The organism is Buttiauxella sp. A111 (assembly GCF_014189855.1).
GTDB lineage: Bacteria > Pseudomonadota > Gammaproteobacteria > Enterobacterales > Enterobacteriaceae > Buttiauxella > Buttiauxella selenatireducens.
Genome location: NZ_BJFN01000008.1, coordinates 47,286 through 70,109 on the forward strand (window position 1 = coordinate 47,286; position 22,824 = coordinate 70,109).

Sequence of the window (22,824 nt, forward strand, 5' to 3'; positions counted from 1 at the left end):
CGATGAGACGAGAACTTGCGATTGAATTTTCCCGTGTAACCGAAGCTGCAGCGCTGGCGGGTTATAAATGGTTAGGGCGTGGCGATAAGAATATTGCGGATGGCGCCGCTGTTAACGCGATGCGTATCGTGCTCAATCAGGTCAATATTGATGGCCAGATTGTGATTGGCGAAGGAGAAATCGACGAAGCGCCCATGCTCTACATTGGCGAAAAAGTCGGTACTGGCCAGGGCGACGCGGTAGATATCGCCGTTGACCCGATTGAAGGCACCCGTATGACTGCCATGGGCCAGGCAAACGCGCTGGCAGTCTTAGCCGTGGGTGATAAGGGCAGCTTCCTGAACGCTCCCGACATGTATATGGAAAAGCTGATTGTGGGTCCGGGTGCTAAAGGCATCATCGACCTGAATCTTCCGCTGGCTGAAAACCTGTATAACATCGCCGTAGCACTCAATAAACCGCTCAGCGAACTCACCGTCACTATTCTTGCTAAACCTCGCCACGATGAAGTCATTGCTGAAATGCAAAAACTCGGGGTGCGCGTATTTGCGATTCCTGATGGTGATGTTGCGGCTTCTATTTTGACCTGCATGCCTGATAGTGAAGTCGATGTGATGTACGGTATTGGCGGCGCACCTGAAGGCGTTATTTCCGCAGCGGTTATCCGCGCTCTGGACGGTGATATGCATGGCCGCCTGTTGGCTCGCCACCACGTGAAAGGTGACAACGAAGAAAACCGTCGTATCGGTGAGCAAGAGATAGCTCGTTGTACAGCAATGGGCATTGAAGCCGGTCTGGTGTTGAAGCTCGATGATATGGCGCGTAATGACAACGTTATTTTCTCGGCCACCGGTATAACCAAAGGCGATTTGCTGGAAGGGATCACGCGTAAAGGGAATATGGCGACCACTGAAACGCTGTTGATTCGTGGTAAATCACGCACCATACGCCGCATCAAATCCATTCACTACCTCGACCGTAAAGACCAGGACGTACAGACTCATATTCTGTAAGCCCGTCGTTTGTCTGATTGAGCTTTCCAGCTTTAACCGGCTGGAAATCTCTCACTTTTCTGGTGAAGATAGGGAAAACACAACAAAGGGGAGCGTGCATCATGGCGGAATGGGTTAAAGGTAAAGTTGTTCAGGTTCAAAACTGGACTGACGCTCTTTTTAGTCTCACAGTTCATGCGCCTGTCGCCCCTTTCACTGCGGGTCAATTTACCAAACTTGGGTTGGAAATTGATGGCGAACGCGTTCAGCGCGCCTATTCCTACGTCAATTCGCCGAGTGATCCCAACCTTGAGTTCTATCTGGTTACGGTACCTGAAGGCAAACTCAGCCCCCGCTTGCACGCGCTGCAACCTGGCGATGAAATTATGTTGGTGAGCGAAGCGGCTGGATTCTTCGTGCTAGATGAAATCCCGGATTGTCAGACATTGTGGATGCTGGCAACGGGAACAGCACTCGGCCCGTATCTTTCTATTTTACAGGAAGGAAAAGGCCTCGAGCGCTTCGAAAATATCGTTTTGCTGCATGCTGTGCGCTATGCGCAGGACTTGAGTTATCTACCGTTGATGCAGAAACTTCAGCAGCAATATGAAGGAAAATTACGCATTCAGACGGTTGTTAGCCGGGAATCTATTGCAGGGTCATTAACCGGGCGTGTGCCTGCACTTATAGAAAGCGGTGAGCTTGAAGCAGCGGTTGGCCTGCCGATGAATATCGAAACCAGCCATGTGATGTTGTGCGGGAATCCGCAAATGGTACGAGATACGCAGCAGTTGCTCAAAGAGACCCGGCAGATGACCAAACATCTTCGCCGCCGGCCGGGGCATATGACTGCTGAACACTATTGGTAAGATCAAAAGCGGTGAGTTAGCGGTATTTCACTTCGCTAGTGTCTTTTCCAAAGCGATTTTCACCCTGGGTGCCAACAAATGCGCCCAGGTCCATAATAATCATCACAAAAATGAGCGTCGGGATAAAACGACCAAGCCCCCACTGCGCTAACGTACCGAAAGTTTCCCAATTACCTGCAAGCAGCAGCCACGCAGGAATAAACAGCAGCGCCCACCAGCCTTTCTTATTTCGGTCATGCAGACGTTTCACAATCACGGCGGCAGTCGGTATCAACGAACCCGATAAAAAGAAACCGGCGGTAGAATATGGCATGATTTCAGCACCCGCGAGGGTGAAGAGAATGATCAGCGCGATTAACCAAACGCCAATCCAAATCCAGAAATCACGGCGCCCTATACGTCCGTTAAAAGAGAACAGCCATTGCTGTATGGTCATGGTAAGGTCCATTTTATTGTTTAGCGCCGTAGTGTACCCTGGCTATGCTGGGTTTTGACAAGCCAACGGAATGCCGATTTAATCGGAAAGCAGAATTCACAGGAGAATTTGTCGATGAGACATCTGGTTGCAGCTCTGGCTTTACTGACACTACCCGTCGCGGTGGTTTGGGCTGATCCGCCTTCAGATTCCACCTCAACGCTACAAGTCGCTCCCTATTTATTAGCAGGCGCCCCAACATTCGACATGAACATCACGCAGTTTCGGGAAAAATTCAACTCTGAAAACCCGACATTGCTCATCAATGAGTTCCGTGCCATTGACGCCAATGCTGATGAAGTAAACTTGATACGTGCTGCCAGTAAAATTAACGAAAATCTCTACACATCTTCTGCGCTAGAGCGCGGCACGTTGAAAATAAAGTCTATCCAGATAACGTGGTTACCGATTCAAGGACCTGAGCAAAAAGCGGCGCGGGCAAAAGCGACAGAGTATATGGCAGCGCTGATCCGCACATTTACGCCCTCGCTTTCAAAGCCGCAAAGCGTGGCAAAACTCACTAAACTCCTCAGCAATGGTAAGAACAAACGTTATTACGCACAAACCGATGGCGCTATCCGCTATGTTGTCGCAGACAACGGTGAAAAGGGGCTCACTTTCGCTGTTGAACCGATTAAGCTGACGCTATCTGAAACACTTAACAACGGCGAATAAATGACAAAAAGCAAAGCCTTTCGCCTGTTGAGTCTCTATACTGTTTCACAGACCATGCTGCCCTGAATGGCAGCGATTCTTTTATTAGTTTGACCTTGTGGAGAATGAAGATGCGACATCCTTTGGTGATGGGTAACTGGAAACTGAACGGCAGCAAGCACATGGTACACGAGCTGATTGCTGGCTTACGCAAAGAACTGGCTGGCGTTGCTGGCTGTGGCGTTGCTATCGCTCCTCCTACTATGTATCTGGATCTGGCTAAACACGCCGCATCTGGCAGCCACATCATTCTTGGTGCTCAGAACGTAGACCTGAACCTGTCTGGCGCATTCACTGGTGAAGTTTCTGCAGAAATGCTGAAAGATGTAGGTGCTAAATACATCATCATCGGTCACTCCGAGCGTCGTACTTACCACGCAGAGTCTGATGAACTGATCGCTAAAAAATTCGCAATTCTGAAAGAAGTTGGCCTGATCCCCGTTCTTTGCATCGGTGAAACCGAAGCAGAAAACGAAGCTGGCAAAACTGAAGAAGTTTGCGCACGTCAAATCGACGCCGTTCTGAAAACTCAGGGCGCTGCGGCATTCGAAGGCGTTGTTATCGCTTACGAACCAGTATGGGCAATCGGTACTGGCAAATCAGCAACTCCAGCTCAAGCTCAGGCTGTTCACAAATTCATTCGTGACCACATTGCTAAAGCTGATGCGAAAGTGGCTGAGCAAGTCATCATCCAGTACGGCGGTTCCGTAAACGACAAAAACGCAGCAGAGCTGTTTGCTCAGCCGGATATCGACGGCGCGCTGGTTGGCGGTGCTTCCCTGAAAGCTGACGCATTTGCCGTTATCGTTAAAGCTGCAGCTGAAGCGAAAAAAGCGTAAGTTTCTGCTTAGCTAGATAACCCTTTGATTATTCAAAGGGGTATAAAGGCTCTGCTCTGGCAGGGCCTTTATTTATTCAACAATCTACAGTCGTGATCTTGCAGTTGCTCAGCAGACGCCAGGTTGAAACGCAGTAAATTCCGCTCCGTCGCCAACACTATCCACTCCCCATCCTTCAGTTGTGCCATCGCCAGGCTGTATCGCCCCATATTTTCCCTTGCCTGCGGAACCTGAGAGGCCAACATCATAAATGGGCTATGTTGTGAAAACTCAGTCGTAGTGACCTTTCTGGCAATGTACTGATTTCCAGCCAGAGATACCGGGAAAGTCTCCCAGTCGGCGTGTATTGCATTCGCATACTGATTTAACTGGTCACGTACTTCCGCCCGCAAACAAGAAATATGGATATGAAGCTGATTCTGCGAGCGCCCTGTCGCGGAGTTAATAGTCAGTGAAATGACATCGTCAGAAACATGAGCCCCCCGCCGCACACTCATAACGTTACGCTGTTGCCACGCCAGCCATAAGAAATTAGCGGTTTTAGACTGCAACAATTCCGGGCTTTCCATGCCGTTCATTTTCTCAGTCGGTAGCAGCAGGTATTGCAGCGGGCCATTGATATCTTTTAGCAGCACATATCCCGTCTGCAAATCCACTTTGGCGCAAGGCTCAGGGTTCTGATTATCACGCTGATGAGGGACACACTGTTCGCTAACGATACGCCACAAGGCGTCAGGATGATGCAGGTATTGCCGCAGGGTTAACCCACCAACAACAGCCACGATTAATAAGAGGATAAAGAGAACAATTGTGCGTCGGCGGCGCAGCATTGAAACCTCAGGAACAATGAAGAGGGCTGCTCAGCGTAACGCAATCGTAAGGGCCACAAAAGCAAAACGGCCCTTTTCAGGGCCGTTATTACTCTTAACGCTGACTAATTTGGTCGAAGGTACCACCATTCGAGAAGTGTTCTTTCTGCGCTTTCGTCCAACCGCCAAACTCGTCATCAATCGTGAACAATTTAAGTTTTGGGAAGACGTTTTCATATTTCTTCGCCACTTCGGCATTACGTGGACGATAGTAATTTTTCGCCACAATTTCCTGCCCTTCCGGTGAATAGAGGTATTTCAGGTACTCTTCAGCAACTTTCTGAGTGCCTTTCTTCTCTGCCACTTTATCTACGACTGAAACAGTAGGCTCAGCAAGAATCGACTCACTTGGCGTTACGATTTCAAACTTGTCTTTGCCCAGTTCGTTAGTTGCCAGAAACGCTTCGTTTTCCCAGGCAATCAACACGTCACCAATTCCACGCTCAACAAAAGTACTGGTTGAACCACGAGCCCCAGAATCCAGCACTTCAACGTTTTTATACAACGCTTTCACAAAATCCTGCGCTTTAGCCTGGTCGTTATTGTTGTGATGCAGAGCGTAGCCCCAGGCTGCCAGATAGTTCCAGCGCGCGCCACCTGAGCTTTTTGGGTTCGGGGTGATAACAGAAACGCCCGGTTTAATCAGATCGTTCCAGTCATGAATTTGTTTTGGGTTGCCTTTGCGTACCAGGAACACGATGGTCGAGGTGTAAGGTGCGGAGTTATCCGGCAGACGTTTGATCCAGTTTTTATCGATACGGCCACGCTCAGCAATAGCATCCACATCGTATGCCAGTGCCAGAGTCACCACATCAGCTTCAATACCGTTGATAACAGAGGTCGCTTGCTTACCGGAACCACCGTGAGACTGACGAACCACAACGTCATCGCCGGTTTGCTGTTTCCAGTGAGCGCTGAACGCCTTGTTGTACTCGTCATAAAGTTCGCGAGTGGGATCGTAAGAGACGTTAAGTAACTGAATATCTTTAGCCAATACGCTGGTTGATGCCAACAGTAATGTAAGTCCAACTCCCCACTTATTCATCGTTCGCTCTCTTTAATCGGATTTGATAAAAGCAGCGTGCCAGAAAGTTAACCATTCATTAAAGAATAAAAAAAGATTGGCTATAACTATTGAGCATATAACAAACAGCAAAAAGCCGGGTTTCCCCGGCTTCAATTTTCACAATCCGCGAATTAGTACAGCTTCTTCGCGCAATCCAACCAGTCACCTTTGAAAGGACGCTTCATGTTTTCGATAGCGTCGATAATGTCATGGTGAACCAGTTTTTCGTTCTGAATACCAACGCAACGACCGCCATAGCCCTGCAACAGCAGTTCAATGGAGTACGCGCCCATACGGGAAGCGAGAATGCGGTCATAAGCAACCGGAGCCCCACCGCGCTGGATGTGGCCCAGTACGGTTGCACGCGTTTCACGTTTGGTTTCAGTCTCGATGAACTGCGCAAGTTCGTGAATATCACAGATGTGTTCAGTAATCGCGACAATGGCGTGTTTTTTTCCTTTCGCAATACCGGCTTTGATTTCTTCAACCAGCTCTTCGCGCTTGAACTCGACTTCCGGCAATACGACAAACTCACAACCACCTGCGATTGACGCAGCCAGGGTCAGATCGCCACAGTAACGCCCCATCACTTCAACGATAGAAATACGTTGGTGAGAAGAAGAAGTGTCGCGTAGACGGTCGATAGCTTCAACGACTGTTTCCAGTGCTGTGAAGAAACCGATAGTGTAATCGGTACCTTTGATGTCGTTATCAATCGTACCTGGCAGGCCGATGCATGGGAAACCCATTTCGGTCAGACGTTTTGCACCCATGTAGGAACCGTCACCACCGATAACCACCAGCGCATCAATGCCACGTTTTTTTAAATTCTCGATAGCTACTTCGCGAATTTTCTCATCACGGAATTCCGGGAAGCGGGCTGAACCCAGGAAAGTACCGCCACGGTTGATCATATCGGACACGCTATAGCGGTCCAGATTTACCATGCGGTCTTCGTACAAACCGAGATAGCCGTCATATACGCCCGCAACTTCAAGACCTTCGCTCAATGCTGCACGGACAACACCACGAATTGCAGCGTTCATGCCTGGAGCATCACCACCACTCGTCAACACACCAATTTTTTTGATCATGACTACCTCTGAACTTTTGAATGCAAATTAATCCTGTTGCCGGAAACGGCCTGCGGCATGCCGTGGCTCGACTCTGCTACAAATAGTATAACAGCCGCTTCTTGCTGAATTGATTCAGGTCAGGCCATATGTCGGTATTTTATTCACAAAGCATCGACTCTGTCTGACTTTTACAACGAAAAATTAAAGCTCAAAATGCCCTTGCTGCTGCGTCGGCACAACCGAGCAGGGGTCCTGGTGAATAATCACATCTGATCCAGGGAAACGACGCAAGAGAGCTTGCTCCACTTGTTCAGCAATAACATGTGCTTGAACCAGTGGTAGGTTGTCTTCCATTTCGATATGAACTTGAATAAAGCGGGTCGGCCCTGACTGCCGCGTTCGTAGATCATGCGCCCCTTTAACACCCGGCCATGAATTGATGATATCAATAATTACCTGTCGCTCGTCATCGGGTAAAGCGCGATCTAAAAGAGATTGCACGGCTTCATAACCCATACGCAGCGCGCTATACAAAATATAGACACCAATACCTAAAGCAAATATCGAATCTGCGCGGTGCCAGCCATGCCAGGACAACGCTAGCGCAACCAGAATGGCTCCATTCATCATAACATCAGACTGATAATGAAGCATATCTGCTCGAACCGCCTGGCTTTGTGTTTTCCGCACCACCCAGCGTTGGAATGTCACCAGAATTAACGTGCTGACTAACGCAATGACCGTGACCACAACCCCCACTACAGGCTGTTTCATTGGTGACGGTTCAGCTAAATGCTGAATGCCCGTCAAAAACAGGAACAGCGCAGAACCGGAAATAAACATACTTTGCGCCAGTGCTGCCAGCGATTCAGCTTTGCCGTGGCCAAAAGTATGTTCTTCATCTGCAGGTTGCAGCGAGTAACGCACGACAAGTAGGTTAGTCAGCGACGCAGCAATGTCCACCAGCGAATCGACCAATGCGGCCAGAATACTGACCGAACCGGTGTTCCACCAGGCGAAAATCTTTATCAAAAGTAACAGTGAGGCCATTACCGTCGCGGCAATTGCAGCACGGCTAACCAGCATCCCATATTGTTGATTCATAGGGGCTCCAGCAAATCATTGCTGGCTAGTATAGCGGATTCATGTGAACCATCAGGCAAAAAAAACCCGCCTTGGTAGGCGGGGAAGACAGGGATGGTGTCTATGGCAAGGAAAACAGGGTTTGTTACTGGTTACTACGCTTACTGCTACTACTCAGTTCCTGCAACGAAGACATCTGTTGCAGATCCGCCAGTTCACGAAATTGATCCATGCGCTGTTGGTGTTTGTCGTTTAAAACGGCCTGCTGCTCAGGCGTTAACAAGCGGTACATTTGATTGCGTACTTTCGCCATTTCAACCTGGCGAGCCACTTGTTCTTGTGCCATTTTTTCAGCCTGGACACGCACTGCCGTTTCATCAAAATTTTCAGCGATGACCAGATTATGCATGGTCTCCATTTCGCTTACATTCACGGGTGGGCTATCATGCCGTGCCCGTTGCATTAGATCGCGCATTTGTTGGCGCTGTTGTTCGGTCAGGTTTATCCCTTCGAACATATGGCTCTGAAGGTTATTACGCTTAACTAAGCCTTCACCGCCTTGATACCAGTTGTCGCTTGCCTGACTGGACAGGGTTATCAGAGTCAATGTAGAGGCCATGACGGCAGCGGTAACATTGCGCATCACTTGCTCCTGAAATCATCTGTGCTGCGATTCAACGAGAGCCAGTCTACGATTCCCGCTGCAAACTAGCGTCAGGGGGTGTAAAACAACGTAAAGTCATAGATTAGCGCGCCTTGATGACGTAATTTCTGCCTCGGAGGTAATTTAACAATGAATAAAATTCTGCTAGTTGATGATGACCGAGAGCTTACTTCCCTGTTAAAGGAACTGCTCGACATGGAAGGTTTTAACGTAATTGTTGCCCACGACGGCGAGCAAGCGTTGGAGCTTCTTGATGACACCATTGACCTTTTATTGCTCGACGTGATGATGCCAAAGAAAAACGGCATTGATACGTTAAAAGAGTTGCGCCAGTCACACCAGACTCCTGTCATTATGCTTACAGCTCGAGGAAGTGAGCTAGATCGCGTTCTCGGCCTTGAACTGGGTGCAGATGACTATCTGCCTAAACCATTCAACGATCGTGAACTGGTGGCCCGTATACGCGCTATTTTGCGTCGTTCACACTGGAGTGAGCAGCAGCAAAACAGCGACAGCGGTTCTCCGACGGTCGAAGTTGACGGTTTAAGCCTAAATCCTGGTCGTCAGGAAGCGAGCTTTGATGGACAAGCGCTTGATTTAACCGGCACCGAATTCACCCTGCTCTATTTGCTTGCACAGCATCTGGGCCAGGTCGTTTCACGCGAACACTTAAGCCAGGAAGTTCTAGGTAAACGCCTGACACCTTTCGACCGCGCTATCGACATGCATATTTCCAACTTGCGTCGTAAGTTACCGGATCGCAAAGATGGGCATCCGTGGTTTAAAACATTACGTGGCCGCGGCTACCTGATGGTGTCTGCTTCATGATAAGTAGCCTTACCGCGCGTATTTTTGCCATCTTCTGGTTGACGCTGGCGTTAGTGCTGATGCTTGTACTGATGCTGCCGAAACTGGATTCGCGTCAAATGACCGAGCTGATGGAGAATGAGCAACGTCAAGGCATCATGATTGAACAGCATGTCGAAGCGGAACTTGAAAACGATCCACCGAACGACCTGATGTGGTGGCGTCGCTTGTTCCGGGCCATTGATAAATGGGCACCACCCGGACAACGTTTGTTACTCGTGACCAGCGAAGGGCGAGTTATTGGCGCCCAGCGCAATGAAATGCAGATTATTCGTAACTTTATCGGCCAGTCTGATAACGCCGATCATCCGCAAAAGAAAAAGTATGGCCGCGTGGAATTAGTCGGGCCATTTTCGGTACGTGATGGTGAAGATAACTACCAACTCTACCTAATTCGCCCTGCAAGTAACTCCCAATCTGATTTTATTAACCTGCTGTTTGATAGACCTTTATTGCTGCTTATTGTCACGATGCTGGTCAGTTCGCCGCTGCTGCTGTGGCTGGCATGGAGTCTGGCAAAACCTGCACGTAAGTTGAAAAATGCCGCCGATGAAGTGGCTCAGGGTAATTTACGTCAACATCCTGAACTCGAATCCGGGCCCCAGGAGTTTCTGGCTGCCGGTGCCAGTTTTAACCAGATGATTACCGCGCTGGAAAGGATGATGACAACTCAACAAAGACTGTTGTCCGATATCTCTCACGAATTGCGTACCCCACTGACCCGCTTGCAATTAGGCACCGCGTTATTGCGACGCAAAACCGGTGAAAGCAAAGAACTGGAGCGTATCGAAACGGAAGCTCAGCGTCTGGATGGGATGATCAACGACCTGCTGGTGATGTCCCGTAATCAGCAAAAAAATGCGCTGGCGAGCGAGACCATGAAAGCCAATCAAATCTGGTCCGAAGTGCTGGATAACGCAGCCTTTGAAGCAGAGCAGATGGGTAAATCGCTGGAAGTGACCTACCCGCCAGGCCCATGGTTGATGTACGGCAATCCCAACTCGCTGGAAAGTGCGCTGGAAAATATTGTTCGCAACGCATTACGCTATTCACACACGAAAATTGCGGTTAACTTCTCCGTTGATAATCAAGGTATTACTATCACCGTAGATGATGATGGCCCAGGCGTTAGCCCGTCCGATCGTGAACAAATATTCCGTCCTTTCTACCGTACAGACGAAGCGCGCGATCGTGAATCTGGCGGTACGGGTTTGGGGTTAGCGATTGTAGAAACTGCCGTTCAGCAACATCGTGGTTGGGTGAAAGCCGACGACAGTCCTCTGGGTGGATTGCGCCTGATACTGTGGTTACCGCTCTACCATCGTTAATTCTTCAGCGTAAAGAACAGGTCCTTCGGGGCCTGTTTTCCTTCTGGTAATAAATTGATATTCTGCGCGCCAAGTCTTATGGGGGCAGTATGCTAAATATCGTTTTGTTTGAACCTGAAATCCCACCGAATACCGGGAATATCATCCGTCTATGCGCCAACACTGGCTTCCGGTTACACATCATTGAACCAACAGGCTTTGGCTGGGATGATAAGCGTCTGCGCCGCGCCGGGCTGGATTATCACGAGTTTGCCGCTGTGAATCGCCATAAAGACTATGACGCCTTTCTGGAAGCAGAAAATCCGCAGCGCCTGTTTGCATTAACAACCAAAGGCACCCCAGCCCATAGCGCGGTAAGTTATCAGGATGGCGATTATCTGGTGTTTGGCCCGGAAACACGTGGCCTGCCTGCAACTATTCTTGATGCATTGCCCGCTGAACAAAAAATCCGCATCCCAATGATGCCGGACAGCCGCAGCATGAATTTATCAAACGCAGTATCGGTAGTGGTGTATGAAGCCTGGCGTCAGCTTGGTTATCCTGGCGCCGTTTTGAGAAGTTAGATTCCGTCGCCGTACTCGAAGCCATTGCTGGCGCCGTTAAAGTGCTGATCCATATCGATGGCAGGCTTATCGCTTTCAGGCTTGCCAACAATTCGAGCAGGAACGCCTGCTGCCGTGGTATGAGGTGGCACAGGTTGTAACACCACGGAACCTGCGCCAATCTTCGCCCCGCGCCCTACTTCAATATTGCCAAGGATTTTAGCCCCGGCACCAATCATCACGCCTTCACGAATTTTTGGATGGCGATCGCCGCTGGTTTTACCTGTACCGCCCAAAGTGACCGACTGCAAAATTGACACATCGTTTTCGACAATGGCCGTTTCACCGATCACAATGCCGGTCGCGTGGTCGAGCATGATCCCGCAGCCAATTTGGGCTGCCGGATGAATATCCACCTGGAATGATACGGAAACCTGGTTTTGCAGGAAAATCGCTAACGCTCGACGCCCCTCTTTCCACAGCCAATGGCCGATACGGTAGGACTGCAAGGCATGAAAGCCTTTCAGGTATAACAGCGGAGTGGAATATTTATCAACAGCCGGGTCACGGGTACGCACAGCCTGAATATCACAAGCGGCTGAGGCAATCATTTGTGGTTCTGCCGCGTATGCTTCTTCGACAACCTCACGAATTGCGATAGCGGGCATAATCGGGGAAGCTAACTTATTGGCGAGCATATAGCTCAATGCACTACCGAGATTTTCGTGCTTGAGGAGAGTTGCGTGGTAAAAACTGGCCAACATCGGTTCACAATCGGCAAGCGCTCTTGCTTCGGCTTTAATGTTGTTCCACACCAGATCCAGTTCTTCAGACGACATTGCTCTCTCCAGACAGAAAAACAGCGCCCGGCACGTAGTACCGGAACGCTTCAGTTATCGCGGTTGTGTTGTTCCATCAGTTGCTGTTTCGTTCATCCTTGCGCGTTCGACCCAGCAACGTTAATGCTGCCTCGCGAGCGTTTTTTCCGCAATACAATACCTGATAAATTTCCTCGGTTATTGGCATTTCGACACCAAAACGCGCCGCCAACTCCCGCACTTCTTTGGTATTGCGGTAACCTTCAACGACCTGGCCGATTTTCTGCTGTGCCGAATCAACATCCGCACCCTGCCCCAGCGCCATGCCGAAGCGACGGTTACGTGATTGGTTATCCGTACATGTCAGTACCAGATCGCCCAAGCCCGCCATTCCCATGAAGGTTTCAGGATCAGCACCCAAGGCGCAACCAAGACGAGTCATCTCAGCAAGACCACGGGTAATCAACGCTGTACGTGCGTTCGCCCCGAAGCCAATGCCATCAGACATCCCCGCACCAATTGCAATCACATTCTTCACCGCGCCGCCTAGCTGCACGCCAATGAAGTCAGGGTTGCTGTAAACACGGAAGCTTTTGCCGCAGTGCAGCAATTGCTGGAGGTCTTGAGCGAAGGTTTCATCCGTTGCCGCCAGCGCGATTGCCGTCGGCAACCCTGCAGCCAGCTCTTTGGCAAACGTCGGGCCGGAGATCACCGCTAACGGGATTTCATCGCCAAGCGCTTCACGCGCAACGTCTTGCAACAAGCGTCCGGTGTCCGCTTCCAAACCTTTTGTCGCCCAGACGATACGAGCATCGTTACGCATTAACGGTTTGATTTGACGCAGCACTTCCCCAAAAACGTGACTCGGCACGACAACCAGAATATTACGGCTGGCAGACAGTGCTTTCGCTAAATCGCTTTCGAGGTGGAGAGTGTCAGGGAAAGGGACATCAGGAAGAAACGCCGCATTACAGCGATCGGCCTGCAATGTAGCAAGGTGTTTAGGGTCATGGCCCCACAGTACAACGTGGTGACCATTACGCGCCAGGGTGATGGCAAGAGCGGTGCCGTACGAACCGGCACCGATCACAGTCATTGAGGCATTAAGGCTATTCATCAGGCATCCTGATGGTTTTCAGCACCTTCGCCGTTTTGCTGCTGCAGGTAACTCATGAACAGCGCATCGAAGTTAACCGGTGCAAGGTTCAGCTGCGGGAAGGTACCACGAGAAACCAGGCTAGTGATTGCTTCACGTGCATAAGGGAACAGAATGTTCGGGCAGTACGCACCCAGGCAATGTGCCATCTGCGGACCTTCGATCCCACCGATGGAGAAGATACCTGCCTGCTGAACTTCACACAGGAATGCAGTGTCTTCGCCCAGTGTTGCGGTCACAGTCACACGCAACACAACTTCATAGACGTCGTCTGCCAGTTGGCTGGAAGCGGTATCAAGATCCAGCTTCACTTCTGGCTGCCAATCTTTCTGGAAAACGTGCGGCGCATTAGGTGCTTCAAAAGAAATGTCTTTGGTGTAGACACGCTGAATCTGGAAAGCCATTTCTGTGTTGTTTTGTTCTGACATTGTTAACCCTTAAAAAATTAATACGTCCTTAAACGGCAGTAAGCGACAAAGGAGTTGCACTAGCGAAGTAGGGGATCGAGTCCACCACGAGCATCAAGTGCATACAAGTCATCGCATCCGCCAATGTGCTGTGCGTCAATAAATATCTGCGGCACTGTGGTTCGCCCACTGCGTTTAATCATCTCTTCACGCTTAACGGCATCACCGTCAATCGCTAACTCCTGAAACGTGACCCCTTTGCTTTGCAGCAGGTCTTTTGCACGGTGGCAAAACGGACAGGTTGCTTTAGTGTAGATTTCAATATTCGCCATGGTCTTCTCCAATGTGCGTCTCGATTTATTTACCGCGAACTAATGGCAGGTTATCCCCGCTCCAGCCAGCAATACCTTCTTTGAGCAAGGTGACTTTCTCGAAACCAGCTTTTGTCAGCAATCCGGCTGAATCTTGAGAAGTTACGCCATTGCCACAAACCACGATAACAGGCTGCGCTTTATGTTTTTCCAGCTCACCGAAGTTACCACTTTTAATATCAGCTGGCAGGACATTCAATGAGTTAGCAATATGGCCTTTGCGATAATCATCACGTGAACGCACGTCGACTACAATGGCATCTTCTTTATTGATGAGGCGTGTTGCTTCGCCACGGGTGATGACCTTCACCTTGGAGGTTAAACCTTTAAAGGTCATGAAAAGTACGGCGGCAAACAAGCCAACCCACGCCAGACTAAGTATGGGATGACGACCAATGAATTGCATAATTTCTTGCATGGGGGGGTGTAGCTCCCGACTAAGTAATATGAAAAAACCAAGTGAGGAGTATACATTTGCATTGTGCCAAATACAGCCAGTCTGCGTTAGGTTATGTTGATTCTGCGGACTGTTACGAAAAAAATTACCTTAACGACGTAAAACCGATCACAATCCAACCCGTTTCTTTGATCTTCTGCGGCTATTTACCCCGTGGCCTGTAGTAAAATTACGCAAATTTTGTCTTTGACTTAGAGGTTATCGCAATGTCAGTTACTAAAAAACCTATGGTTCTGGTGATTCTGGATGGCTATGGTCACCGTGAAGAGCAGCAGGATAACGCTATTCTGAATGCTAAAACCCCGGTTATGGATAACCTGTGGGCACAGCGTCCACATACCTTGATTAACGCTTCTGGTATGGAAGTCGGTTTGCCAGACGGCCAAATGGGTAACTCCGAAGTGGGTCACGTAAACCTTGGCGCTGGCCGCATTGTTTACCAGGATCTGACTCGTCTGGACGTGGAAATTAAAGAACGTACTTTCTTCTCCAACCCAACGCTTACCGCTGCAGTAGACAAAGCTGTTGCCGCAGGTAAAGCAGTACACATCATGGGTCTGGCATCAGCTGGCGGCGTTCACAGCCACGAAGAACACATCCTGGCAATGATTGAACTGGCTGCTGAGCGCGGTGCTGAAGCAATCTACCTGCACGCTTTCCTGGATGGTCGTGATACTCCACCTCGCAGTGCAGAGTCCTCACTAAAGAAATTTGCTGATAAATTTGCATCCCTCGGTAAAGGTCGTGTTGCCTCGCTGATTGGCCGTTACTACGCAATGGACCGCGATAATCGCTGGGACCGCGTTGAACTGGCTTATGACCTGCTGACTCAAGCAAAAGGCGAATTCCAGGCAGAAACTGCCATTGCAGGTCTGGAAGCAGCATACGCTCGTGATGAAAACGACGAATTTGTTAAACCAACCGTGATCCGCGCAGAAGGCGAAGCTGAAGCAGTCATGAACGACGGCGATGCGCTGATTTTCATGAACTTCCGCGCAGACCGTGCACGTCAAATTACCCGTACATTTGTTAACGCTGACTTCGACGGGTTTGCTCGTAAGAAAGTAGTTAACTTCGGTGATTTCGTGATGCTGACTGAATACGCAGCAGACATCAAAGCCGCATGTGCCTACCCACCAGCATCACTGACCAATACATTTGGTGAGTGGATGGCGAAGCACAATAAAACTCAGTTGCGTATCTCCGAAACTGAAAAATATGCACACGTTACTTTCTTCTACAACGGTGGCGTTGAAGAGCCGTTTGCTGGCGAAGACCGTATTCTGATCAACTCCCCGAAAGTTGCCACCTACGATCTGCAACCAGAAATGAGTTCTGTAGAACTGACCGAAAAACTGCTGGCAGCAATCAACAGCGGCAAATACGACACCATCATTTGTAACTATCCAAATGGTGACATGGTTGGGCATACCGGTGTTTACGAAGCGGCTGTGGCAGCAATCGAAGCGCTTGATAACTGTATTGCTCAGGTTGTTTCTGCCGTTGAAAGCGTGGGTGGGCAGTTGCTCATTACCGCTGACCACGGTAACGCAGAGCAGATGGCTGATCCGGCAACAGGTCAGGCTCATACTGCGCACACCAGCCTGCCAGTTCCGTTGATTTATGTGGGTTCCCGCAGCGTGAAAGCAGTAGAAGGCGGCAAGCTTTCTGACATCGCTCCGACTATGTTGAACCTGATGGGTATGGAGATCCCGCAAGAGATGACTGGCAAGCCGCTGTTCATCGTGGAATAATCCCTCCCCATGAGGGGAAAGGCGATTTATTCAATAACATGGGCCGTGAAATCGAAAATGTTTTCAGTCAGGCCTATTTTATACGCCAGCGTTCTAAGCGCTGGCGTATTGTTATGCCCTTTTACCAGTCACGCCGACGATCGCGACCAGTTGAAATCTATCCAGCAGGATATTGCGACTAAAGAACGCGCGGTACGTCAGCAACAGCAACAACGCTCAACATTACTTGCCCAACTTCAGGCACAAGAAAAAGCGATTGCCGAAGCCAGCCGCAAGCTGCGCGACACGCAAAATACGCTTGCCGATCTCAATCGCCAAATTGCCACCATGAATGCTTCCCTCGCGAAACTGCAAAAACAGCAGGCATCGCAGGAACGTAATCTGGCCGCTCAACTCGATGCTTCATTCCGCCAGGGCCAACATACTGGTATTCAGCTGATTTTAAGCGGTGAAGAAAGCCAGCGTGGGCAACGCTTACAGGCTTACTTCGGCTACCTGAACGCCGCACGGCAAGAAACCATTGAACAGCTTAGGCAAACTAAAGCAGAAGCGGCGGAGCAAAAAGCGAACCTGGAATCGAAGCAAACCGAGCAACAGACGTTGCTCTACGAACAACAAGCTCAACAAGCTAAGCTTGAAAGTGCGCGTAACGAGCGTAAAAAAACACTCTCTACTCTCGAATCCTCTTTGCAGCAAGATCAGCAAAAGCTGAGTGAAATGCGCCAGAACGAATCGCGTCTGCGTGATCAGCTCGCCCGCGCAGAAGCCGCAGCTCGAGCGCGTGCCGAGAAAGAAGCACGTGAAGCTGAACAGGTTCGAAACCGTCAAAAAGAAGCGACCAGCAAAGGTAGTACCTACAAACCCACAGAGAACGAACGTTCGCTGATGTCACGCACCGGCGGTCTCGGGTCACCTCGTGGGCAAGCATTCTGGCCAGTTCGTGGCTCAATCTTGCATCGCTATGGCGAACAGCTTCAGGGTGAGCTACGTTGGAAAGGGATTGTTATCGCCTCAGGTGAAGGTACTGAAGTTAAAGCCATTGCTGATGGACGCGTGATCCTTGCTGATTGGCTACAGGGTTATGGCCTGGTCGTTGTCGTTGAGCACGGTAAAGGCGATATGAGTTTGTACGGTTATAACCAGAGCGCACTGGTTAATGTTGGAACACAAGTTCGCGCCGGCCAGGCTATTGCTCTGGTAGGCAACAGTGGCGGTCAGGGCCGCCCGTCACTTTATTTCGAAATTCGTCGCCAGGGCCAGGCCGTCAATCCACAACCGTGGTTGGGAAGATAAGTTTTGCTTCAAATCCGTCGTGTGTTTTTCTCTCTCGTCAGCACACTAATGCTGACAACCCCCGTTTACGCCGGAAAACTGGCAATTGTGATAGATGATTTCGGTTATCGCCCCGCACAAGAAAATCAAGTTATCGCACTGCCTTCTAACATTTCTGTTGCCGTTCTGCCCAATGCTCCTCACGCCCGCGAAATGGCCACCAAGGCGCATAATGCCGGGCACGAAGTGCTGATTCACTTGCCAATGGCTCCCCTGAGCAAACAGCCTTTGGAAAAAGACACCCTGCGCCCGGATATGAGCAGCGGTGAGATCGAAAGAATCATCCGTGACGCGGTCAATAAAGTGCCCTTCGCAGTGGGTTTAAACAACCACATGGGTAGCGCCATGACCTCCAGCCTGTTCGGCATGCAGAAAGTGATGCAGTCACTTGGGCAATACAATCTTTATTTTCTCGACAGTATGACGATAGGTAATAGCCAGTCGATGCGGGCTGCTGCAGGTACTAATGTCAAAGTTATCAAGCGCAAAGTTTTCCTGGACGATACACAAAACGAAGCCGATATTCGCTTCCAGTTTAATCGGGCAGTAGAGTTAGCTCGCCGAAATGGTTCCGCGATTGCCATAGGCCATCCGCATCCGTCGACCGTACGCGTGCTGCAACAAATGGTCTACAACCTGCCTTCGGATATTACGTTGGTGCGCCCAAGCAGCTTGCTCAACGAACCTCAGATTGATACTTCCAGGCCAAATAATACGCGCCCTGTACAGCCTGTTAAACCGACTGAACAACCCAGAAATCCTTTCAGTGGCGTGAAACTTTGCAAGCCGAAGAAACCGCTGGAACCGGTGTATGCCACTACATACTTTACTGTTCTGAGCGACAGTATCAGTCAAAGCACGCTGGTGAAATATATGCAGTATCAATGGCAGGGATGGGACACAAGCAAACCTCAGTCCTGACGCGATACACGCGCAGAGGAAGTCGTGGCTGAACTTTCTTTGCGCGCGTTCTTGTGTTCCTGCCCTTTTTTATACCAGGCTTTAAAATATTTCAGGAAACTATAGAGGGTGGCATAAATACCCGTAACGACTCCTACTCGTCCGGTTCGCCATGCGCCGCTAAATAAATACCATTTAAAAAACGCCCCTATAGCGCTAAATATTCCTCTGGTAAGTGAAGGAGTGATATCTTTGTTGACAACAAGTCTTGTGGTGTAACTATTTAATTTATTAAAAACTTCATGAAGATTATAAAAAGTATCATGACGAACAAAACCGGGTATTACTGATGAGTGAGAATACCCGGTAACCTGATCGTCCACAGGGCGATCGTTAAATTTTGCTTGCTGGCGATTAAACAGTCGGACGGGAAAATCAGGTGAGGAAACAGGATAAATTGTTCTGACTTGTTCACCCAACACGAACCAGTAGCGCGAAATTCGCCATGACTGCCCTGCCTCTGGGCTTTCGCCGGATTTCAATGCCAACAGATAACTCACCGTCTTATCATCAAGTATCTCATCGCTATCCATGCAGAATACCCAATCGTGGCTGGCAAGAGTGATGGCATAATTCATTTGCTGACCATGTGTCTGGAATTTATTGTAGACAGGTTCAATACCAAACCGACGAGATATATTAATCGTTTCATCAGTACTTCCGGAGTCTGCAATAATAATCTCATCGGCAATTTTCATTAATGGCGTCAATACATCACTCAGCAAACGAGATGAATTAAAGGTCAGGAGACAAACAGTTAATTTAAACATGGCCACACATCGAAAAAAAGAAAAACTATATAATGAAAAAACCACCAACTTTAAAATAAATGATGTCCGGTTTCATATTATATATAATCATAAAACTGGAAGCAGCACCGCATGAACAGCTAAAAGCATTAGTTATCGCACTTATCAGCCTTTATAATGCGAGCTGATTATTGCTACAAAGGCCTGGGCTTCAATGACGCAACAACGGCGTAAAATTCTCCTGCTGGATAACGGTAAAGAGTGGGGTGGCGGTACCAACAGCATGTTGGAACTGCTCAAACGTATTGACCGTCAGCGGTTTGATATCACGTGCTGCTTTTACTACAACTACGCACGCGGAGAAGGTGAAACCATTGAGAAGGTGCTGAATAGCATTGATATCCCTGTTATTTTCATCCCGCAGCGCAAACAGCCGGGTTGGGCAAAAGTCAGCAAAGAAGTGGCACGCGCATTTTTGTTTTTCAGCAAGGCTGGGCGCAAAAAAGTGACCGCGTATATTGATGCTCAATGGCGAATCCAGCCGAACGCAAAACGTATTCGCGAGATAATCCAGCGCGATAATTACGAAATTCTGTACATGAATAACCAACCTGGATCCAATTTGGAAGGTTATCTGGCGGCAGAGCCACTTGATGTTGCTGTCGTTCAACACTGCCGTATCGAGCCGGTGATGAGCCAGTCGATTTCCAGAATAGTGAACCGTGTCGGCGATGCCGTTATTGCAGTCTCCCATGGTGTAGAGCGGGTATTGCTCAATCATGGCGTGAAGAAATCACTCTGTGTTACGGTTCCTAACGCCATTGACATACACCAACCTCTGCCCTCCGGTGTGGCGATACGCCGGTCGTTAGACATTGAAGACGGCACATTTTTGTTTGGCAGTATTGGGTCATTGATTCCGCGAAAATCCTGCCATCATACACTCGAAGCCTTGCATCGTTTTCAACTGCAGCACCCCGAAGCAAAATGGAAGTTTGTCCTGGTTGGAGAAGGCGCAGATCGCGAAAAATTAAAGCGCCAGGCAGCTGATTACGGATTTGCCGATCGCGTGATTTTTACTGGCTTTCGTAATAACCCACTGGATTATTTGGCCGCGTTTGATGCCTTCATACTTGCTTCTAAAAGTGAGGGATTGCCGCGAGTTGTCCTCGAATCCATGTTGCTCAAAACTGTAGTTATCGGTTCAAATGTGACAGGTACTGCTGAGTTAATCGACTCAGGCCGCACCGGTCTGCTCTACCCATATGGTGATACCGTTAAACTCGCTTCGCAACTTCAGCAAGTGTGGCAAGATAGCGAATTACGTGATGCTTTAATTGAGCAAGCTTACGTGCGCGTGATTGATAATTATGCGATCGAGCACTATGTTGCCGGTGTCGAAGCCGTTCTTGGCGCAGCAAAACCAACCCGGAATGAAAATGTTTAAATTTCTGAATGCAAAATATCGCCATATTACGGCGCGACATAACATCCCTTATCAGGAGCCAGCAGTTGGAAGTGCAGCTGTGCCGGTAACGTCAATTGTTATTCCTTGCGCTGGCGCGGATTACATCGAAGAAGGTTTGCTTTCAGCAACGTTCGCGGCACGTTTCGCTCCTGATGTTGAGGAGATCGTAATTGTTTCCGATCGCCCTGCTATAGAGTTTGGCGAACTGCCACCTAAAACCCGAGTCGTGACGCTTGAGCTCACACAGCGTGAAGAAGGCTATCGTTACAAGCAAATTTATCTAAGTCGCTTAATCAAGCTGAATGCGCCTTTGCAAGCTCGTACCGACGGCATTTTGATGATCGACTCCGATCTCAACTTGCTGCAAATGCCACGTTTTAAAATCGAAGAACATCATATTTATTCCAGTTTCCGTCAGGGGAAAATGATCGCCAAACTGGATAAAGCGCCGGCCGAAAAAGTGCCTGCGTATTACAAAGATACCGTTCGTCCATACATTGTCGATCACGTTAACGGGGCTTTCCTGGCCGCATCACGAAAAACCTGGCGTCGAATCTGCCCGTTATGGCTCACGTTATTCCAGGACACATGGGAGCTGATGGACGATAGCCAACCGCCAACAGACCAGCTACCTTTGGCTGCATTACTGGATATGCTTGATATCAAAACGGTGAATTTGGGTGACTGGATGAACTGGCCGGTATCCAAGAAAATTGGGGGCGTAGCCTCAGTTATCCCAAAACCGGTTGTTGGTGCACATGGCGGCTTCCCGCTTTCTGAATGGCAAAAATATCTTGTCTCGCCGGAGAGCGAATTGCTGTTTAAAGGACAAGATTACACCCGTAAAGTGCGTTACCTGACGGATGCTGAAAAGCTTACTGCAAGCGAGTAAAGATGTTAAAAAGGCCGGTTTCCCGGCCTTTTTTAATCGTCACGGCGTGATTAATCCCAGCTAAGAATCACTTTACCTGACTGCCCGGAACGCATTGCATCAAACCCTTTCTGGAAATCATCGATACCAAAACGGTGAGTGATAATTGGTGATAGATCCAGACCAGACTGAATCAATGCCGCCATTTTGTACCAGGTTTCGAACATCTCACGTCCGTAAATCCCTTTGATGAACAGGCCCTTGAAGATAACTTTCGTCCAATCAATAGACATATCTGATGGCGGGATCCCCAGCATCGCAATACGGCCACCGTGGTTCATAGTATCGAGCATGGTACGGAATGCTGGTGGTGCACCTGACATTTCCAGTCCCACATCAAAGCCTTCAGTCATACCCAACTCTTTCATCACATCTGTCAGGTTTTCTTTGCTGACGTTTACCGCACGGGTGATACCCATTTCACGCGCAAGTTCAAGACGATACTCGTTCACATCAGTAATGACGACGTTACGTGCACCCACGTGCTTAGCTACGGCCGCAGCCATAATGCCAATCGGGCCTGCACCAGATACCAGTACATCTTCGCCGACCAAATCGAATGACAGCGCAGTGTGAACAGCGTTGCCAAACGGGTCAAAGATAGAAGCTAAATCGTCGGAGATGTTGTCAGGTATTTTGAAAGCATTAAAAGCAGGCAGGACCAAATATTCTGCAAAACAGCCAGGACGGTTCACTCCAACGCCTGTCGTATTGCGACACAGGTGAGTACGGCCCGCGCGGCAGTTACGGCAGTGGCCACAGGTAATATGGCCTTCGCCGGAAACACGATCGCCGATTTTAAACCCTTTCACTTCCTGGCCGATTCCGACCACTTCACCTACATACTCATGGCCAACAACCATCGGAACCGGAATGGTCTTCTGGGACCATTCATCCCAGTTATAGATATGCACATCGGTGCCGCAAATCGCGGTTTTACGGATTTTGATCAGCAGATCGTTATGACCCATTTCTGGCTTGGGCGCATCCGTCATCCAGATGCCTTCTTCTGCTTTCAGTTTCGCTAATGCTTTCAT

25 protein-coding genes are annotated in these 22,824 nt (G+C 49.3%); 12 read left to right on the forward strand and 13 right to left on the reverse strand.

Features of this window, described 5'->3' with window-relative positions:
- Positions 1-2: 2 nt before the first annotated feature.
- Both glpX and fpr read left to right on the forward strand, forming a co-directional pair.
- A complete protein-coding gene (gene glpX / locus BSPA111_RS20050; RefSeq protein WP_183272899.1) occupies positions 3-1,013 on the forward strand; it encodes a class II fructose-bisphosphatase in 1,011 nt (336 codons plus the stop codon).
- Positions 1,014-1,114: 101 nt separating this feature from the next.
- The gene (gene fpr / locus BSPA111_RS20055; protein ID WP_183272900.1) at positions 1,115-1,861 is read left to right on the forward strand and encodes a ferredoxin--NADP(+) reductase; all 747 of its coding nucleotides are present in this window, start codon (positions 1,115-1,117) and stop codon (positions 1,859-1,861) included.
- Positions 1,862-1,877: 16 nt separating this feature from the next.
- Here fpr and BSPA111_RS20060 read toward each other — a convergent pair whose 3' ends face one another.
- The gene (locus tag BSPA111_RS20060) at positions 1,878-2,297 is read right to left on the reverse strand and encodes a DUF805 domain-containing protein (RefSeq protein WP_183272901.1); all 420 of its coding nucleotides are present in this window, start codon (positions 2,295-2,297) and stop codon (positions 1,878-1,880) included.
- Positions 2,298-2,411: 114 nt separating this feature from the next.
- Between BSPA111_RS20060 and BSPA111_RS20065 the strand changes: the two genes are divergently transcribed.
- Complete coding sequence (locus BSPA111_RS20065) at positions 2,412-3,011, forward strand: YiiQ family protein (protein WP_183272902.1); 600 nt, start codon at positions 2,412-2,414, stop codon at positions 3,009-3,011.
- A 110-nt stretch (positions 3,012-3,121) separates the two neighbouring features.
- Positions 3,122-3,889, forward strand: coding sequence for a triose-phosphate isomerase (tpiA, locus tag BSPA111_RS20070; RefSeq protein WP_034461430.1), 768 nt, complete (start codon positions 3,122-3,124; stop codon positions 3,887-3,889).
- Positions 3,890-3,957: 68 nt separating this feature from the next.
- On the opposite strand, the gene BSPA111_RS20075 is transcribed toward tpiA, so the two are convergent.
- The 5 genes from BSPA111_RS20075 to cpxP form a co-directional block, all read right to left on the reverse strand.
- Positions 3,958-4,719 carry a CDP-diacylglycerol diphosphatase gene (locus tag BSPA111_RS20075; RefSeq protein ID WP_183272903.1) on the reverse strand — a complete coding sequence of 254 codons (762 nt, stop codon included), beginning with the start codon at positions 4,717-4,719 and terminating at the stop codon, positions 3,958-3,960.
- A gap of 94 nt (positions 4,720-4,813) precedes the next feature.
- The gene (locus BSPA111_RS20080; protein WP_183272904.1) at positions 4,814-5,803 is read right to left on the reverse strand and encodes a sulfate ABC transporter substrate-binding protein; all 990 of its coding nucleotides are present in this window, start codon (positions 5,801-5,803) and stop codon (positions 4,814-4,816) included.
- A 152-nt stretch (positions 5,804-5,955) separates the two neighbouring features.
- Positions 5,956-6,918 (reverse strand): 6-phosphofructokinase, encoded by a 963-nt coding sequence (pfkA, locus tag BSPA111_RS20085; RefSeq protein WP_183272905.1) that lies wholly within the window; start codon positions 6,916-6,918, stop codon positions 5,956-5,958.
- A 183-nt stretch (positions 6,919-7,101) separates the two neighbouring features.
- Entirely contained in the window at positions 7,102-8,004 is a 903-nt protein-coding gene (fieF, locus tag BSPA111_RS20090) for a CDF family cation-efflux transporter FieF (protein WP_183272906.1), read from the reverse strand.
- Positions 8,005-8,128: 124 nt separating this feature from the next.
- Complete coding sequence (cpxP, locus tag BSPA111_RS20095) at positions 8,129-8,626, reverse strand: cell-envelope stress modulator CpxP (RefSeq protein WP_183272907.1); 498 nt, start codon at positions 8,624-8,626, stop codon at positions 8,129-8,131.
- A gap of 150 nt (positions 8,627-8,776) precedes the next feature.
- Here cpxP and cpxR point away from each other — a divergent pair, with 150 nt between their 5' ends.
- From cpxR to trmL, 3 genes are all read left to right on the forward strand, one after another.
- Positions 8,777-9,475 (forward strand): envelope stress response regulator transcription factor CpxR, encoded by a 699-nt coding sequence (cpxR, locus tag BSPA111_RS20100; RefSeq protein WP_034461436.1) that lies wholly within the window; start codon positions 8,777-8,779, stop codon positions 9,473-9,475.
- Positions 9,472-10,842, forward strand: coding sequence for an envelope stress sensor histidine kinase CpxA (gene cpxA, locus BSPA111_RS20105; RefSeq protein WP_183272908.1), 1,371 nt, complete (start codon positions 9,472-9,474; stop codon positions 10,840-10,842). Before cpxR ends, cpxA begins: the two co-directional genes overlap by 4 nt.
- An 89-nt stretch (positions 10,843-10,931) precedes the next feature.
- Positions 10,932-11,405 carry a tRNA (uridine(34)/cytosine(34)/5-carboxymethylaminomethyluridine(34)-2'-O)-methyltransferase TrmL gene (gene trmL, locus BSPA111_RS20110; protein WP_120064389.1) on the forward strand — a complete coding sequence of 158 codons (474 nt, stop codon included), beginning with the start codon at positions 10,932-10,934 and terminating at the stop codon, positions 11,403-11,405.
- On the opposite strand, the gene cysE is transcribed toward trmL, so the two are convergent.
- The 5 genes from cysE to BSPA111_RS20135 form a co-directional block, all read right to left on the reverse strand.
- The gene (cysE, locus tag BSPA111_RS20115; RefSeq protein WP_183272909.1) at positions 11,402-12,223 is read right to left on the reverse strand and encodes a serine O-acetyltransferase; all 822 of its coding nucleotides are present in this window, start codon (positions 12,221-12,223) and stop codon (positions 11,402-11,404) included. The genes trmL and cysE overlap by 4 nt on opposite strands.
- A 76-nt stretch (positions 12,224-12,299) precedes the next feature.
- Positions 12,300-13,319 carry an NAD(P)H-dependent glycerol-3-phosphate dehydrogenase gene (gene gpsA / locus BSPA111_RS20120; protein WP_183272910.1) on the reverse strand — a complete coding sequence of 340 codons (1,020 nt, stop codon included), beginning with the start codon at positions 13,317-13,319 and terminating at the stop codon, positions 12,300-12,302.
- A complete protein-coding gene (gene secB, locus BSPA111_RS20125; RefSeq protein WP_139881178.1) occupies positions 13,319-13,786 on the reverse strand; it encodes a protein-export chaperone SecB in 468 nt (155 codons plus the stop codon). Before secB ends, gpsA begins: the two co-directional genes overlap by 1 nt.
- A 59-nt stretch (positions 13,787-13,845) precedes the next feature.
- Positions 13,846-14,097: a glutaredoxin 3 gene (gene grxC, locus BSPA111_RS20130; RefSeq protein WP_124022207.1), complete on the reverse strand. Its 252-nt coding sequence runs from the start codon at positions 14,095-14,097 to the stop codon at positions 13,846-13,848.
- 25 nt (positions 14,098-14,122) lie between these two features.
- Positions 14,123-14,554, reverse strand: coding sequence for a rhodanese-like domain-containing protein (locus BSPA111_RS20135; RefSeq protein ID WP_183272911.1), 432 nt, complete (start codon positions 14,552-14,554; stop codon positions 14,123-14,125).
- 245 nt (positions 14,555-14,799) lie between these two features.
- Here BSPA111_RS20135 and gpmM point away from each other — a divergent pair, with 245 nt between their 5' ends.
- Genes gpmM through BSPA111_RS20150 form a run of 3 tightly spaced genes read left to right on the forward strand, consistent with a single transcriptional unit; the run spans position 14,800 to position 18,600 of the window.
- On the forward strand, positions 14,800-16,347 hold the full coding sequence (gene gpmM, locus BSPA111_RS20140; RefSeq protein ID WP_183272912.1) for a 2,3-bisphosphoglycerate-independent phosphoglycerate mutase: 1,548 nt from the start codon (positions 14,800-14,802) through the stop codon (positions 16,345-16,347).
- Between the two features lie 9 nt (positions 16,348-16,356).
- On the forward strand, positions 16,357-17,640 hold the full coding sequence (gene envC / locus BSPA111_RS20145) for a murein hydrolase activator EnvC (RefSeq protein ID WP_183272913.1): 1,284 nt from the start codon (positions 16,357-16,359) through the stop codon (positions 17,638-17,640).
- 48 nt (positions 17,641-17,688) lie between these two features.
- Complete coding sequence (locus BSPA111_RS20150) at positions 17,689-18,600, forward strand: divergent polysaccharide deacetylase family protein (RefSeq protein WP_183272914.1); 912 nt, start codon at positions 17,689-17,691, stop codon at positions 18,598-18,600.
- On the opposite strand, the gene BSPA111_RS20155 is transcribed toward BSPA111_RS20150, so the two are convergent.
- A complete protein-coding gene (locus BSPA111_RS20155; protein ID WP_183272915.1) occupies positions 18,591-19,409 on the reverse strand; it encodes a glycosyltransferase family 2 protein in 819 nt (272 codons plus the stop codon). The two genes, BSPA111_RS20150 and BSPA111_RS20155, sit on opposite strands and share 10 nt — an antisense overlap.
- Positions 19,410-19,602: 193 nt before the next feature.
- On the opposite strand from BSPA111_RS20155, the gene BSPA111_RS20160 reads away from it, so the two are divergent.
- Positions 19,603-20,835 carry a glycosyltransferase gene (locus BSPA111_RS20160; protein ID WP_183272916.1) on the forward strand — a complete coding sequence of 411 codons (1,233 nt, stop codon included), beginning with the start codon at positions 19,603-19,605 and terminating at the stop codon, positions 20,833-20,835.
- Complete coding sequence (locus tag BSPA111_RS20165; protein ID WP_183272917.1) at positions 20,828-21,748, forward strand: hypothetical protein; 921 nt, start codon at positions 20,828-20,830, stop codon at positions 21,746-21,748. The genes BSPA111_RS20160 and BSPA111_RS20165 overlap by 8 nt, the downstream gene beginning before the upstream one ends.
- Positions 21,749-21,798: 50 nt before the next feature.
- Here the strand turns inward: BSPA111_RS20165 and tdh are convergent, their stop codons facing one another.
- Positions 21,799-22,824, reverse strand: coding sequence for an L-threonine 3-dehydrogenase (tdh, locus tag BSPA111_RS20170; protein ID WP_183272918.1), 1,026 nt, complete (start codon positions 22,822-22,824; stop codon positions 21,799-21,801).

Bases quoted from the DNA above. Each gene is read 5' to 3' on its own strand.
- glpX (WP_183272899.1), top strand. From the start codon at position 3: ATGAGACGAGAACTTGCGATTGAATTTTCCCGTGTAACCGAAGCTGCA.
- fpr (WP_183272900.1), top strand. From the start codon at position 1,115: ATGGCGGAATGGGTTAAAGGTAAAGTTGTTCAGGTTCAAAACTGGACT.
- BSPA111_RS20060 (WP_183272901.1), bottom strand. From the start codon at position 2,297: ATGACCATACAGCAATGGCTGTTCTCTTTTAACGGACGTATAGGGCGC.
- BSPA111_RS20065 (WP_183272902.1), top strand. From the start codon at position 2,412: ATGAGACATCTGGTTGCAGCTCTGGCTTTACTGACACTACCCGTCGCG.
- tpiA (WP_034461430.1), top strand. From the start codon at position 3,122: ATGCGACATCCTTTGGTGATGGGTAACTGGAAACTGAACGGCAGCAAG.
- BSPA111_RS20075 (WP_183272903.1), bottom strand. From the start codon at position 4,719: ATGCTGCGCCGCCGACGCACAATTGTTCTCTTTATCCTCTTATTAATC.
- BSPA111_RS20080 (WP_183272904.1), bottom strand. From the start codon at position 5,803: ATGAATAAGTGGGGAGTTGGACTTACATTACTGTTGGCATCAACCAGC.
- pfkA (WP_183272905.1), bottom strand. From the start codon at position 6,918: ATGATCAAAAAAATTGGTGTGTTGACGAGTGGTGGTGATGCTCCAGGC.
- fieF (WP_183272906.1), bottom strand. From the start codon at position 8,004: ATGAATCAACAATATGGGATGCTGGTTAGCCGTGCTGCAATTGCCGCG.
- cpxP (WP_183272907.1), bottom strand. From the start codon at position 8,626: ATGCGCAATGTTACCGCTGCCGTCATGGCCTCTACATTGACTCTGATA.
- cpxR (WP_034461436.1), top strand. From the start codon at position 8,777: ATGAATAAAATTCTGCTAGTTGATGATGACCGAGAGCTTACTTCCCTG.
- cpxA (WP_183272908.1), top strand. From the start codon at position 9,472: ATGATAAGTAGCCTTACCGCGCGTATTTTTGCCATCTTCTGGTTGACG.
- trmL (WP_120064389.1), top strand. From the start codon at position 10,932: ATGCTAAATATCGTTTTGTTTGAACCTGAAATCCCACCGAATACCGGG.
- cysE (WP_183272909.1), bottom strand. From the start codon at position 12,223: ATGTCGTCTGAAGAACTGGATCTGGTGTGGAACAACATTAAAGCCGAA.
- gpsA (WP_183272910.1), bottom strand. From the start codon at position 13,319: ATGAATAGCCTTAATGCCTCAATGACTGTGATCGGTGCCGGTTCGTAC.
- secB (WP_139881178.1), bottom strand. From the start codon at position 13,786: ATGTCAGAACAAAACAACACAGAAATGGCTTTCCAGATTCAGCGTGTC.
- grxC (WP_124022207.1), bottom strand. From the start codon at position 14,097: ATGGCGAATATTGAAATCTACACTAAAGCAACCTGTCCGTTTTGCCAC.
- BSPA111_RS20135 (WP_183272911.1), bottom strand. From the start codon at position 14,554: ATGCAAGAAATTATGCAATTCATTGGTCGTCATCCCATACTTAGTCTG.
- gpmM (WP_183272912.1), top strand. From the start codon at position 14,800: ATGTCAGTTACTAAAAAACCTATGGTTCTGGTGATTCTGGATGGCTAT.
- envC (WP_183272913.1), top strand. From the start codon at position 16,357: ATGAGGGGAAAGGCGATTTATTCAATAACATGGGCCGTGAAATCGAAA.
- BSPA111_RS20150 (WP_183272914.1), top strand. From the start codon at position 17,689: ATGCTGACAACCCCCGTTTACGCCGGAAAACTGGCAATTGTGATAGAT.
- BSPA111_RS20155 (WP_183272915.1), bottom strand. From the start codon at position 19,409: ATGTTTAAATTAACTGTTTGTCTCCTGACCTTTAATTCATCTCGTTTG.
- BSPA111_RS20160 (WP_183272916.1), top strand. From the start codon at position 19,603: ATGACGCAACAACGGCGTAAAATTCTCCTGCTGGATAACGGTAAAGAG.
- BSPA111_RS20165 (WP_183272917.1), top strand. From the start codon at position 20,828: ATGTTTAAATTTCTGAATGCAAAATATCGCCATATTACGGCGCGACAT.
- tdh (WP_183272918.1), bottom strand. From the start codon at position 22,824: ATGAAAGCATTAGCGAAACTGAAAGCAGAAGAAGGCATCTGGATGACG.